The 13,256-nt window shown below is 58.8% G+C and carries 8 protein-coding genes; 3 read left to right on the forward strand and 5 right to left on the reverse strand.

Features of this window, described 5'->3' with window-relative positions:
- Positions 1 to 4 precede the first annotated feature (4 nt).
- Together yicI and GT756_RS19140 are read left to right on the forward strand one after the other, a co-directional pair.
- The gene (yicI, locus tag GT756_RS19135) at positions 5 to 2,323 is read left to right on the forward strand and encodes an alpha-xylosidase (RefSeq protein ID WP_032456738.1); all 2,319 of its coding nucleotides are present in this window, start codon (positions 5 to 7) and stop codon (positions 2,321 to 2,323) included.
- Between the two features lie 158 nt (positions 2,324 to 2,481).
- Positions 2,482 to 3,204 carry a MurR/RpiR family transcriptional regulator gene (locus tag GT756_RS19140; RefSeq protein ID WP_004205097.1) on the forward strand — a complete coding sequence of 241 codons (723 nt, stop codon included), beginning with the start codon at positions 2,482 to 2,484 and terminating at the stop codon, positions 3,202 to 3,204.
- A 472-nt stretch (positions 3,205 to 3,676) separates the two neighbouring features.
- Here the strand turns inward: GT756_RS19140 and GT756_RS19145 are convergent, their stop codons facing one another.
- From GT756_RS19145 to GT756_RS19160, 4 genes are all read right to left on the reverse strand, one after another.
- A complete protein-coding gene (locus GT756_RS19145) occupies positions 3,677 to 5,056 on the reverse strand; it encodes a 6-phospho-beta-glucosidase (protein ID WP_023319347.1) in 1,380 nt (459 codons plus the stop codon).
- Between the two features lie 12 nt (positions 5,057 to 5,068).
- A complete protein-coding gene (locus GT756_RS19150; protein ID WP_004205095.1) occupies positions 5,069 to 6,628 on the reverse strand; it encodes a PTS transporter subunit EIIC in 1,560 nt (519 codons plus the stop codon).
- 251 nt (positions 6,629 to 6,879) lie between these two features.
- Positions 6,880 to 8,595 (reverse strand): AsmA family protein, encoded by a 1,716-nt coding sequence (locus tag GT756_RS19155; protein WP_023319346.1) that lies wholly within the window; start codon positions 8,593 to 8,595, stop codon positions 6,880 to 6,882.
- Positions 8,596 to 8,745: 150 nt separating this feature from the next.
- Positions 8,746 to 10,137, reverse strand: coding sequence for an NCS2 family protein (locus GT756_RS19160; protein ID WP_004150226.1), 1,392 nt, complete (start codon positions 10,135 to 10,137; stop codon positions 8,746 to 8,748).
- Positions 10,138 to 10,421: 284 nt separating this feature from the next.
- Here GT756_RS19160 and gltS point away from each other — a divergent pair, with 284 nt between their 5' ends.
- The gene (gene gltS, locus GT756_RS19165; RefSeq protein ID WP_004901437.1) at positions 10,422 to 11,624 is read left to right on the forward strand and encodes a sodium/glutamate symporter; all 1,203 of its coding nucleotides are present in this window, start codon (positions 10,422 to 10,424) and stop codon (positions 11,622 to 11,624) included.
- Positions 11,625 to 11,738: 114 nt separating this feature from the next.
- On the opposite strand, the gene glpK is transcribed toward gltS, so the two are convergent.
- On the reverse strand, positions 11,739 to 13,250 hold the full coding sequence (gene glpK, locus GT756_RS19170) for a glycerol kinase GlpK (protein ID WP_004873089.1): 1,512 nt from the start codon (positions 13,248 to 13,250) through the stop codon (positions 11,739 to 11,741).
- Positions 13,251 to 13,256: the final 6 nt, after the last annotated feature.

A 13,256-nucleotide genomic window follows, 5' to 3' on the forward strand; every position in this document is an offset into this window, starting at 1 on the left:
TTTAATGAAAATCAGTGATGGAAACTGGCTCATTCAACCAGGGCTCACCCTGATCCAACCCGTACAGGTTTATGAGGTGGAGCAGCAGGGGAATGAAATGGTGGTCTATGCCGCGCCGCGCGATGTCCGCGAACGCGCCTGGCAGCTGGATACGCCGTTATTCACCCTGCGCTTTTTCTCCCCGCTGGAAGGGGTGATCGGGGTGCGTATGGAGCACTTCCAGGGCGCGCTGGATAACGGTCCGCACTACCCGCTGAACGTGCAGAACGACGTCAATGTCACCATAGAGGATACGGCCGAATTCGCCGAGCTGAAAAGCGGTAGCCTTAGCGTGCGCGTTACTAAAGGCGAATTCTGGGCGCTGGATTTTCTGCGCGACGGCGTGCGTATCACCGGTAGTCAGCTGAAAAACAATGGCTACGTGCAGGATAGTCAGACCCAGCGCAATTATCTGTTTGAGCGCCTCGACCTCGGTGTCGGCGAAACCGTCTACGGTCTCGGCGAGCGCTTTACCGCCCTGGTGCGCAACGGCCAGACGGTAGAAACCTGGAACGAAGACGGCGGCACCAGCACCGAGCAATCCTATAAAAACATTCCGTTCTACCTGACCAACCGCGGCTACGGCGTGCTGGTCAATCACCCGCAGCGCGTCTCCTTCGAGGTGGGCTCAGAGAAGGTCTCGAAAGTCCAGTTTAGCGTGGAAGGTGAATACCTTGAGTACTTCGTGATCGATGGCCCGACGCCGAAAGCGGTGCTCAACCGCTATACGCAGCTCACCGGTCGCCCGGCGCTGCCGCCGGCATGGTCGTTTGGTCTGTGGCTGACCACCTCGTTCACCACCAACTATGACGAAGCGACGGTGAACCGCTTTATCGACGGCATGGCCGAGCGCCAGCTGCCGCTGCACGTCTTCCATTTCGACTGTTTCTGGATGAAGGCCTTCCAGTGGTGCGATTTCGAATGGGATCCGCTGACTTTCCCGGACCCGGAAGGGATGATCAAGCGCCTGAAGGCGAAAGGGCTGAAGATCTGCGTGTGGATCAATCCGTATATCGGCCAGCGCTCGCCGGTGTTCAAGGAGCTGAGAGAGAAGGGCTATCTGCTGAAGCGCCCGGACGGTTCGCTGTGGCAGTGGGATAAGTGGCAGCCTGGGCTGGCGATATATGACTTCACCAACCCGGAAGCCTGTCAGTGGTACGCCGACAAACTCAAAGGCCTGGTGGCGATGGGCGTCGACTGCTTCAAGACCGACTTCGGCGAACGCATCCCGACCGATGTGCAGTGGTTTGATGGTTCTGACCCGCAGAAAATGCACAACCATTACGCCTTCATCTATAACGAACTGGTGTGGAACGTGCTGAAAGAGACCGTCGGCGAGAAAGAAGCGGTGCTGTTCGCTCGCTCCGCCTCGGTGGGCGCACAGCAGTTCCCGGTGCACTGGGGCGGCGACTGCTACGCCAATTACGAATCGATGGCGGAAAGCCTGCGCGGCGGGTTGTCGATCGGCATGTCTGGCTTCGGTTTCTGGAGCCACGATATCGGCGGTTTCGAGAATACCGCCCCGGCCCACGTCTACAAGCGCTGGTGCGCCTTCGGCCTGCTTTCCAGCCACAGCCGCCTGCACGGCAGTAAATCCTATCGTGTGCCATGGGCCTACGACGAAGAGTCCTGCGACGTGGTGCGCCACTTCACGCAGCTGAAATGCCGCATGATGCCCTATCTCTATCGTCAGGCGGCATTGGCCAATGAGTACGGCACCCCGATGCTGCGCGCGATGATGCTCGAGTTCCCGGACGATCCGACCTGCGACTATCTCGACCGCCAGTACATGCTGGGTGATTCAGTGCTGGTCGCGCCGGTGTTCTCCGAAGCGGGCGATGTGCAGTTTTATCTGCCGGAAGGGCGCTGGACGCATCTGTGGCATAACGATGAATTGCCGGGTAGCCGCTGGCATAAGCAGAATCATAATGCGCTGAGCCTGCCGGTCTACATTCGCGACAATACTCTGCTGGCGCTGGGCAACAATGACCAGAAACCCGATTATGCCTGGCATGAAGGCACCGCCTTCCAGCTGTTCCACCTCGAAGAGGGGCGCGAGGCGCGCTGTCAGGTTCCGGCGGCGGACGGTTCCACGATCTTCACCCTGAAGGCGAAGCGCCAGGGCAACACCATCGCCGTGAGCGGCGAAGGCGAAGCCCGCGGCTGGACGCTGTGCCTGCGCAATATCCAGCAGATAGCCGGCGTTCAGGGCGGCACGCAGACCGGCAGCGAATGGGGTGTGGTGGTGAGCGCCCAGGGCAATACGCTGACGATTACGTTGTAAAAGACTGCGTTAACGGCAGAGACCCTCTTCGCCTGGCGGAGAGGGTTTTTTATTCCATTTTTGTACAAAAAGTAATATTCATTTCAGTCTGGTGACTCAGGCCGCAGACGCCGTTGCTGAACGGTGATAGCGTATTCTGCCGCTGAGAGGAGCCCGCCATGGACGTAGAAAATATCTTTCGTGACGTGAAGCTAAGCAAAACGGAAATGACCGTGCTGCGCTTTATCCAGAACGACCCGGAGCAGTGTATCCGCCAGGGGGTCCGCGCCGTGGCGGAGCAGTGCTACAGTAATCCCTCCTCGCTGGTACGGCTGGCGAAAAAGCTTAAGTTCAGCGGCTGGCTGGAGCTGGTCTATTTCATCAAGTTCAATATCACCATGCCGAAGCTCGATGTCACCAACGATATCGACTATATGAGCATTCAGCCGGCGGAGGCGCTGACGCCACTGCTGGCAAGCCTCGCGCAGCAGCGCGTCCTGATCCACGGCAGCGGCTTTTCGCAGCTGATCGCCCAGTATATTTATAACAAGTTTCTCGTCACTGGGGTGAATGCCAGCCTGGCGCTGTGGCCGGATTACGAAATTCTTGAACAGAAAAACGCCGCTCGCTTCGACTCCATCTGGATCATTTCGAAATCCGGGCGCAGCAGCTCAGCGCTTAACTGGGTGAAGGCCCTGGAGGGGAAGGAGATTAATCTGGTCTGCTTTACCGGTGATTATCAGAGCCCGCTGGCGCAGGCTGCAGATACGGCGTTTATTATTCACGACCCGCAGAAGTTTGACGATGATATTTACTGGAGCAACCCGTTTTTCGGCTACTGCATCTTAGGCTTTGAGCGGCTACTGAAGATGTGGTTTACCCGCGTACGGAGCAATAGCTAGACCCGCTAAGCGCGGTGCGAGCGGGGGGAGTTCCCGGATGGCGGCTGGCGCCTTATCCGGGCTACCGGGTGATGCAGCTATTTGTCGGGTGGCGGCTTACGCTTGAACCGACCTACATAAAATCATAACCGCTCCGTTCGTAGCCCCGCTAAGCGCGGTGCGAGCGGGGGAGTTCCCGGATGGCGGCTGGCGCCTTATCCGGGCTACCGGGTGATGCAGCTATTTGTCGGGTGGCGGCTTACGCCTGACCCGACCTACATAAAATCATAACCGCTCCGTTCGTAGCCCCGCTAAGCGCGGTGCGAGCGGGGGAGTTCCCGGATGGCGGCTGGCGCCTTATTCGGGCTACCGGGTGATGCGGCTATTTGTCGGGTGGCGGCTTACGCCTGACCCGACCTACATAAAACACAAACCGCTCCGTTCGTAGCCCCGCTAAGCGTAGCGCAAGCGGGGGAATCCCATCGGCAGCAGGTTACCGCCAGGCGGCGAACTGCTCATCGTCGAGGTAGGCCTCGACCAGGGTTTTCGCCAGCGAATAGGAACCGATCAGCGGGTGCGCCATCAGCGCCCGCACCGCCAGCGACTTATCCTGCTGTAGGATCGCCGCAACCGCCAGCCGCTCATACTCTTTCACGCAGGAAATCATATTTTTCTGCGCCGTCGGCACCTTCACCGGCGTTACCGGCTTGAGACCCTCCCGGCTCAGGTCGCAGCTGATCTCAATCACGTCGTCAGGGCGCAAAAAGTCGAGCGTGCCATTATTCTGAATCGACACCACGATCCGCTTGGTGGTGGTGCTGTTCACCGCTTCCAGAATATCCAGCGCCACCCCGGCATAGCCGCCGGTGTCCGGCTCTTCGATAAACTGCCGCAGCGTCAGCGGCTCGCGGGTATGAAATTTCTCCTGCCGGGATTCGTTCTGCATATAGCTGTTTTCCCGGCGAAGGTAGTGCTGCATCCAGATATTGAAGGCGGCTTCCGGCTGCGTTCTGGCATCCACGGTGCGCAGCGCCTGGCGCATCTCCTGATTGATACGGGCGATCTGCTCCCCGCGCGTTTCGCCTGCCCCCTGAATCGCCTTCAGCGCCTCGTCACGATAGTAATAATAATAGAGATATTCGTTGAGTAACTGGTTATCGCACAGCCGCACCAGTTCGGGTGAGAAATACTGCATCGCGGTCTTCTGGTACAGCGCCGGGCTGGCGATCAGCCGCTCGGTCACCGCTTCCCCGCGCACGGTGAAGTGGGTAAACCAGGAGAAATGGTTCAGCCCATAGCATTCCACGCTCAGGTCGCGCTCCTCACAGCCGAGGATCGCCGGCAGCTCACGAATCAGCTCGGAGGGGGCATCGCAGATCCCGTAGACCCGACGCTTAAAGCCGGACTTAACGATCGCTTCCGTCACCAGGCCTGAGGGGTTGGTAAAGTTAAACAGAATGGCGTCTTCGGCGGCATGCGCTTCGATCAGCCGGCAATAGTCGAGGATCGCCGGGATCGAACGCATGGCCATCGCAAAGCCGCCGGCGCCGGTGGTCTCCTGGCCGAGGGTGTTATGTTGCAGCGCAATGCGCTCGTCGCGAATACGGCTTTCATCACCACCGACCCGCAGGGTGGTAATAATATAATTGGCGTTTTGTAGCGCCGCGACCGGGTCGGTGGTGGTCGTGAAATGAATATCCGGGCGAATGGTCGTAAATACATAGCGGGCAATTTCGCCGAATATCGCCAGATTATCTGCAGAGTTATCGAGAAAAACCACCTCCGTTAAACCAATGCGGTGAGCATTATATGCCAGAGATTTCGCTAAAAATGCAGAGCGAACGCCGCCCCCGCCTAATACGGTTAATTTCATACAAACTCCTCATTAATTTTCTGCTAACCAGTTATCAACCCGGGAACGTACCTGTCCCACTTTTACGCCATAAATAACCTGAACCTCATTACGATTGCGCACTACGCCGTTGGCGCCGGTATTTTTTAATTGCGCGTCATCAACCCGCGCCATATCGCGCACGGCCACGCGCAGGCGGGTAAAACAATTATCGACGGAGAGAATATTCTCCTTACCCCCGAGACCGCGGATAATGTCATCGGTGACCGACTGCGGCTGCGCGACTTTCTGGCGATACTCCGCTTTGCTGTAGAGCTTCACGTTCTCGTCATCTTCCCGGCCCGGCGTTTTCAGATTCAGCTTCACCACCAGAGTGCGGAAAATCACGTAGTAGACGGCGAACTGGCCGATACCGATAAGGACATATCCCGGCCAGCGCGTTAAGGAGACCGGTAGCGGCAGGTTATAGATCAGAAATTCGATCAGGCCCGAGGCTCCCCAGGGGCGTACGGTGAAGAGGTCGCAAATGGCCTGCGAGGCGGCGGTTAACGTCGCATGGATCACCCACAGCAGTGGCGAGACAAACAAGAAGGTGAACTCAATCGGCTCGGTGATGCCAGTCAGCATCGAGGTGATAATTGCCGGCAGCAGAATCGCCTTGGCCATCACTTTTTTCTCCGGCTTCGCGGTGTGGTAGAACGCCAGCGAGGCGCCGGCCAGGCCGAAGATGGTGGTCATCCCTTGCTGTGAGAAGCGTAGGGCCTCATTCATCACCGGGGTCAGATCCGGATGGCGCATATAGGCGAGAAAAATGGCCTGGGTACCGGAGACCACCTGACCGTCCACGTTCAGGGTGCCGCCAATCTGGGTGAGCTGGAAGGGTGACCAGACAAAATGGTGCAGGCCGGTCGGGATAAGAAATTTTTCAAAGAAACCATAGACGAAGACCCCGGCGACCCCGGCATTTTTCATAAAGCCGGTGAGGGCGGAGATGCCGTGGGTCATAAACGGCCAAATCCAGGTAAAGGCGATGGCGTAGAAGATAACCACCGGCGTCATCGCCACCAGCGTCAGCTTGGCGCCGCCGTACATCGACAGCGCGCCGGGCAGCTCAATGGTAGAGACTTTATTGTGCACCCACGCGATAGTGCAGCCGAGAATAATGCCAAGGAAAACGCCCATATCCACCACTACAAAGCCCAGCAGTTGGGTTTGCCCGGTGCCATAATATTCACCGTTAATTTTTTCGGCGAGTCCGTGGGTGTGTTCCAGCCAGGAGTGGTTGGCGCCAAGAAACATAATGAAGCACATCACCGCAACCAGCGCGACTTCGGTTTTTTTATCTTTTGCCAGGCCATAGCTAATACCGACGCAAAATAATAAGCCGAGGTTGCCAAATAGAGGCCAAAAGGTGTCGCCGAGCATCTGCCCAAGCTGGTGCAGGAAACTGGTTTCAGCTATTAATGTCGGATTAGTTAATACTGAACTGAGGGCCAGAATTAAGCCAATGACCGGCAAGAACAATACGGCGCCGATCATGGCCCGGGAGAATTTTTGCATATTCTCCAGAATACGCTGACGTATTTCAGGCATGATTGATCCTTTTATATTTTTGTAGGTACAGGGAGCGGTTTGTTTTTATCGACTTCCAGTATTTTGGTTATAGCAACTCTGATATTTGAAAGGAACCAGTAGCGGTAAATAGGCACAGATAGCCGCTTATTGCACACAGGTTTCAGAATGCTTGCAGACCCCCTCCCTGAAAGGGAAAGGGCGTAGCCAGAGCGGAGTGTTTGCAGAGAAGCGTTCCCTCTCCCCGTGGGGGAGAGGGGGATGGGGCATCGCTAGGGCGTGACGGGAGTGGGCGCTGGCGCGGCGGGGGCGGTATTGACCTCGCCGTTGCGCATCGTTTGCGCCACCTGCTGTTTCTCCATATTCACGGCGCTAAGCTGTGCGTTGACCGTCGGCTTGAGCGGGGCATCGGCCTGCACGCTGCCGCTGGCGGTCAGCTGGAGGTTACCATCCCCGCTAATGGGGAGCGAAGGCCAGCCCCAGGCCTGCAGAATATTCAGCGGCACGCCGCGGCCGTTCAGGCTCAAATTGACCTGGCGCTGCGGCAGCTGGGATACGGCGGCGGTGGCCTGCAGAATGCCGCGCTCGGTGAAGGCGCTGAGCTCAGTGATATTGACCGTCGACGCCGTGGCGCTCAGCTTGAGTGAAGGGCGACGCACGTCAATTCGGTTAAAGGTCGCCGCCGCGGCGTTCAGCGTCGCGCTACCGTTCCACACCCCCCAGCTGCCGTTTTTCACCAGCTGAAGCTCGCCGCCATAGCCATCGAGAGCGGTAATTTGCCATGGGAAGGCTGGGTCCACATCGATGATCAGGTTGCGGCTGGCGCTGAATTTTTTCAGCGTCAGGCTTTGCAGCCAGGCCGGCAGCGGCGCCATCCACAGTGGCTTCCAGTTCGCCGGCAGCGTGTACTCCAGCCCGGCGAAGGCGGTGTCGTCAAGCACCAGCGCGTTACCGGCGCGCAGCCAGTTGCCGGAGGTTCGCACCATGCCGCCCTCCCAGCGCGAGGAGAACTGGCGCAGGGCAATACCCTGGGGTGAAAATTCGGCATTCAGGATCGGGTCGAAAAAGTGCAGCGAGCCGTAGATAAATTCGCTGGCATTCATCGACAGCGTGCCGTCCTGGCTCTGCCAGCCGCCGTGACTGAGCGTCAGGTTGCGCAGGCTCAGGTCGAGGTCGGTTACCGCCCAGTCCGGCCCCTGCAGGCGCGCGTCGGTGATATCCAGGCGGCCAATCTGCAGAGAGGGGACCGTGGTTAACGGCGCGAAAAAGTCGGCCAGCGAGGCGGCGCTCTGCAGTCGGATCTCATTGAGCTGAAGGTTATCCACCAGCCAGCTGCCGTCGGCGCTGCGTTTCGCATTGCCGGTTAAGGTGCCGCGGGCGACATCGGCGCCGAGGGTGGAGAGGGTGACCTCGCCCTGATCAATCTTGCCCTGAATCAGAACATTGCTGGCTTCGACGCCATTGAGCGTCATCGAGCCCGCGCTCATCTGGATCTGCGCCGTTTTCCCCAGCACATTGCCTGCCTCCGGCGCCCACGGGCTGACGCCGCCAGTGACGCGCTGCGCGCTGAGCGCCCAGCCGGTTTCCGGACTATTGAAGGCCATATTGCGCAACATTAGCCGGTCTGCAGCGAACGGCAGGTCGGCAGAGTGGGGTGACAGATTCAGGGTGCCGTCGTTAAGGACAATCTCATCCGCATGCAGCGGGTCGCTAAACTGGCGGGTGCTGAAGCCAATATCGACCGTTTTCGCCACCAGGGTTGCCGGCTTGCCTTCCCGGCCAAAGGTGACGTTTTGCAACTGCACATGAAGAGGGGAGGAGAAATTGTGGTCCATCGCATCGAAGGAGACCTGCCAGCCGGTGCCATTGCTGAGCCAGGCGCTGGCCTGGCGGGCGCCCCAGTGGGTTTGCAGCAGGAACCACGCGCCAACGATGACGAGCAGCAGAGCGACTAGCAGCCAGAGAATCAGCTTTCCAAGAAATTTCATGGTCTTCCATTCTGTGAGATGCACATAACCGTGTTATGCCCGATTTATGCGCACTTCTCAAGGCAGGCGTGGTTTATTTCCGTGACGGGGCAGACGGTGGAGGGCAGCGCCAGGGTGCCCCGGCCGATGGCACGACCGGGACGCGTTAAATCAGGCTTTTTCTGGCGGGAAAATTAAATTCAGAACAATCGCCGTGATACCGCCGGCGGCGATACCGGAGGAGAGCAGATTCTTCAGCCAGTCCGGCGCGAACTGCAGGATCAACGGCTGCTGCGACACGCCGAGGCCCACCGCCAGCGACAGGGCGATAATCAGGATCGCCCGGCGATTCAGCGGCTCGCGGGAGACGATGCGCACGCCGGACGCGGCGATGGTGCCGAACATCACCAGCGTGGCGCCGCCGAGCACTGGCTCAGGGATATGCTGTACGAAGCCGCTCACCGCCGGGAACAGCCCGAGGACGATCAGCATCAGCGCCACCACAAAGCCGACGTAGCGGCTGGCGACGCCGGTCAGCTGGATCACGCCGTTGTTCTGGCCGAAGCAGGAGTTCGGGAAGGTGTTGAAGACCGCGGACACAAAGGAGTTGAGGCCGTTAGCCAGCACGCCGCCTTTCAGGCGCTTCATATACAGCGGACCCGAGACCGGCTGTTCGGAGACGTCGGAGGTGGCGGTGATATCGCCGATGGTTTCCAGGGAGGTGATCATAAACACCAGCATCAGCGGCAGCAGCAGGCTCCAGTCAATGCCGAGGCCATAGTAGAGCGGCGTCGGGACGGTGATGAGGCTGCTGTTGGTCGGGGCGGTGTTGGCCGGCAGCATATCGAGGAACCACGCCGCCAGATAGCCCGCCGCCATGGCAATCACCAGCGAAGCGATGCGCAAATAGGGATTACGCTGGCGGTTGAGAATGATGATCAGCGCCAGCACGATGCCCGCCAGCAGCAGGTTCTTCGGCGCGCCGAAGGTATGGTCGGCCATCGCCGCGTAGCCGCCGCCGATGGAGGTCAACCCAACCTGAATCAGCGACAGGCCGATGATCATCACCACCACGCCGGAGACCAGCGGGGTAATGATGCGGCGCGCGAGGTGCAGGACGCGGGAGAGGACCATTTCCGTGCAGCTGGCCAGCATCAGGGTGCCGAACAGGGCGGCCATCATCGTCGGGACGTCGGCGCCGCCGGTTTTCAGCGCGGTGCCGCCCATGATCAGCGGGGCGACAAAGTTGAAGCTGGTGCCCTGGATGGAGAGCAGTCCGGAACCGACCGGGCCCCAGGCTTTGATCTGAATAATGGAGGCCACGCCGGAGGCGAACAGCGACATGCTGATGATATGTTGGGTATCTTGCGCCGGGAGACCGAGAGCCTGGCAGATTAATAGCGCCGGGGTGATCACCGCGACAAACATCGCCAGCAGGTGCTGGAAGGCGGCGAACAGGGTTTGCGGTAGGGGCGGGCGATCTTCGAGGCGGTAAATTAATTCGCTGGCTGGTTTATGCGCAACCGGTTGCGCATTTTCTGACTCTGCGGTGTTAACGGACATCACAAGCAATCCCAAGGTGGCAAAGCGGGAATTTTATCGGACTGTAGACCAAAAGCAAACGTTTGCCAGCGTTTGCCCATAAAAATTTATGCTGTGAATATGCGCAACGAGATTATTAACATTTTGTATGCTTAATCGCATCATTCAGGATACAAAATATCTTTTTCTGTCATTTTTTCCGCCGTTCTGCGTAAAATCCCCCTCTGCCTCCTCATGAAGAGAAGCTAAAGACACCAGGAATATCGTCGCGTGTGAATGGATCATGCGCCCATAAGGAGCTTTTTATGTTTCATCTCGATACCTTATCGACGCTCGTTGCCGCAACGCTTGTGCTATTACTCGGCAGAAAACTCGTCCAAACCGTACCCCTCCTCAAGAAATACACCATTCCTGAACCTGTTGCCGGCGGTCTGCTGGTGGCGCTGGCGCTGCTGGTGCTGAAAAAAAGTATGGATATCGATATTGATTTCGATATGAGCCTCAAAGATCCGCTGATGCTGGCGTTCTTCGCCACCATCGGTCTGAACGCCAACCTGGCCAGCCTGCGGGCTGGCGGCAAGGTGCTGGGTACCTTTCTGATTGTGGTGGTTGGTCTGTTGCTGCTGCAGAACGCCCTCGGTATCGGCATGGCGAAGCTTTTGGGCCTGGATCCGCTGATGGGTCTGCTGGCCGGTTCTATTACCCTTTCCGGCGGCCACGGCACCGGGGCGGCATGGAGCAAGCTGTTCGTTGAGCGCTATGGTTTTGCCAACGCCACCGAGGTGGCGATGGCCTGCGCGACTTTCGGCCTGGTGCTCGGCGGCCTGATCGGCGGCCCGGTGGCGCGTTACCTGGTGAAACACTCTTCCTCGCCGGACGGGACGCCGGACGATCAGGTGGCGCCGACCGCCTTCGAAAAGCCGGACGTGGGGCGGGTGATCACCTCGCTGGTGCTGATCGAGAGTATCGCCCTGATCGCTATCTGTCTGACGGTGGGCAAGGTGGTTGCGCAACTGTTGGCGGGCAGTGTCTTTGAATTGCCGACTTTTGTCTGCGTGCTGTTTATCGGCGTGATCCTCAGCAACAGCCTGGCGCTGGCGGGGCTGTATCGGGTGTTCGATCGCGCGGTGTCGGTGCTGGGCAACGTCAGCCTGTCGCTGTTCCTCGCCATGGCGCTGATGAGCCTCAAGCTCTGGGAACTGGCTTCTCTGGCGCTGCCGATGATTATTATCCTGGCGGTGCAGGCGGTAGCGATGGCGCTGTACGCGGTGTTCGTCACCTATCGGATGATGGGTAAAAACTACGATGCCGCGGTGCTGGCAGCCGGGCATTGCGGGTTTGGTCTGGGGGCAACGCCGACGGCGATCGCCAATATGCAGGCAATTACCGACCGTTTCGGCCCGTCACATATGGCCTTCCTGGTGGTGCCGATGGTGGGGGCGTTCTTTATCGATATCGTCAACGCGCTGGTGATTAAGCTGTACCTGTTGCTGCCGATATTTGGTTGATAAAAAACCCGGAGGCGGTGCTGCGCACCTGTCCGGGCTACAAGATCGTGCTGTTTGGGGTTTTGTAGCCCGGCTAAGGCGTTTACGCCGCAAGCCGGGAATACCTCCACAATCTTACGCTTCGTCGTGCTCTTCCCACGCTAACGCGCGTTTCACCGCTTTCTTCCAGCCGCTGTAACGATAGTTACGCTCAGTGGTTTCAATCCCCGGGCGGAATTCACGCTCAATCACCGCTTTTTCCTGCAGCTCATCGAGGTTCTGCCAGAAGCCGACCGCCAGACCGGCCAGATAGGCGGCGCCCAGGGCTGTAACTTCGCGCACTTCCGGACGCTCCACGCGGGTGCCGAGGATATCGGACTGGAACTGCATGAGGAAGTTGTTGGCCACCGCGCCGCCATCCACGCGCAGCGCATGCAGACGGATACCGGAGTCAGCCTGCATCGCTTCCAGCACGTCGCGGGTCTGATAGGCGATGGACTCCAGCGTCGCACGGATAATGTGGTTCGAGTTCACGCCACGGGTGAGGCCGAAAATCGCGCCGCGGGCATAGGGGTCCCAGTACGGCGCGCCAAGACCGGTGAACGCAGGCACGACGTACACGCCGTTGGTGTCCTTCACTTTGGTGGCGAAGTACTCGGAATCGAACGCATCGCTGATGAGCTTCATCTCGTCGCGCAGCCACTGAATGGAGGCGCCAGCCATAAACACCGCCCCTTCCAGTGCGTAGTTCACCTCGCCGCGCGGACCGCAGGCGATGGTGGTCAGCAGACCGTGAGTGGAGGTCACCGCTTTTTCGCCGGTGTTCATCAGCATAAAGCAGCCGGTGCCGTAGGTGTTTTTCGCCATCCCTTCCTTGACGCACAGCTGGCCGAACAGGGCCGCCTGCTGGTCACCGGCGATCCCGGCGATAGGAATACGGGTCCCGCCTTTACCACCGATGTTGGTCTGGCCGTACACTTCGGACGACTTGCGCACTTCCGGCAGCATGGCGCGCGGAATATCCAGCGCGTCGAGCATCTTGTCGTCCCAGTCCAGGTCGTGGATGTTGAACAGCATGGTACGCGAGGCGTTGGTGTAGTCGGTGACGTGCACGCGACCCTGGGTCATCTTCCAGATAAGCCAGGTGTCCACGGTGCCAAACAGCAGCTCACCGCGCTTCGCACGCTCACGGGAACCTTCGACATGGTCGAGGATCCATTTCACCTTGGTGCCGGAGAAGTAGGGGTCCACCACCAGGCCAGTGGCCTTGCGGATATACTCCTCCATCCCGTCACGCTTGAGCTGCTCGCAGATCTCGGCGGTGCGGCGGCACTGCCAGACGATGGCGTTATAGATCGGTTTGCCGGTCTCGCGCTCCCACACCACCACGGTCTCACGCTGGTTGGTGATACCGATGGCCGCGATCTGATCGGAGTTGATATCCGCTTTGGCCAGCGCTTCGACCAGCGTCGAGCTTTGGGACGCCCAGATTTCCATCGGGTCGTGTTCAACCCAGCCTGGCTTAGGATAAATTTGTTCGAATTCTCGCTGGGAGACGCTGACGATATTGGCATCATGATCCATCACAACGGCCCGGGAGCTGGTAGTGCCCTGGTCAAGCGCAACGATATATTTTTTGTCGGTCATAGTCGG

The sequence above is a fragment of the Klebsiella sp. Q2 genome (assembly GCF_009900705.1).
In the GTDB taxonomy this organism is placed as follows: Bacteria; Pseudomonadota; Gammaproteobacteria; order Enterobacterales; family Enterobacteriaceae; genus Klebsiella; species Klebsiella quasipneumoniae.

Coding starts and splice junctions, on each gene's coding strand:
- GT756_RS19150 (WP_004205095.1), bottom strand. CDS start 6,628: ATGCCTGAAATACGTCAGCGTATTCTGGAGAATATGCAAAAATTCTCC.
- GT756_RS19160 (WP_004150226.1), bottom strand. CDS start 10,137: ATGTCCGTTAACACCGCAGAGTCAGAAAATGCGCAACCGGTTGCGCAT.
- glpK (WP_004873089.1), bottom strand. CDS start 13,250: ATGACCGACAAAAAATATATCGTTGCGCTTGACCAGGGCACTACCAGC.
- GT756_RS19145 (WP_023319347.1), bottom strand. CDS start 5,056: ATGAAATTAACCGTATTAGGCGGGGGCGGCGTTCGCTCTGCATTTTTA.
- GT756_RS19140 (WP_004205097.1), top strand. CDS start 2,482: ATGGACGTAGAAAATATCTTTCGTGACGTGAAGCTAAGCAAAACGGAA.
- GT756_RS19155 (WP_023319346.1), bottom strand. CDS start 8,595: ATGAAATTTCTTGGAAAGCTGATTCTCTGGCTGCTAGTCGCTCTGCTG.
- yicI (WP_032456738.1), top strand. CDS start 5: ATGAAAATCAGTGATGGAAACTGGCTCATTCAACCAGGGCTCACCCTG.
- gltS (WP_004901437.1), top strand. CDS start 10,422: ATGTTTCATCTCGATACCTTATCGACGCTCGTTGCCGCAACGCTTGTG.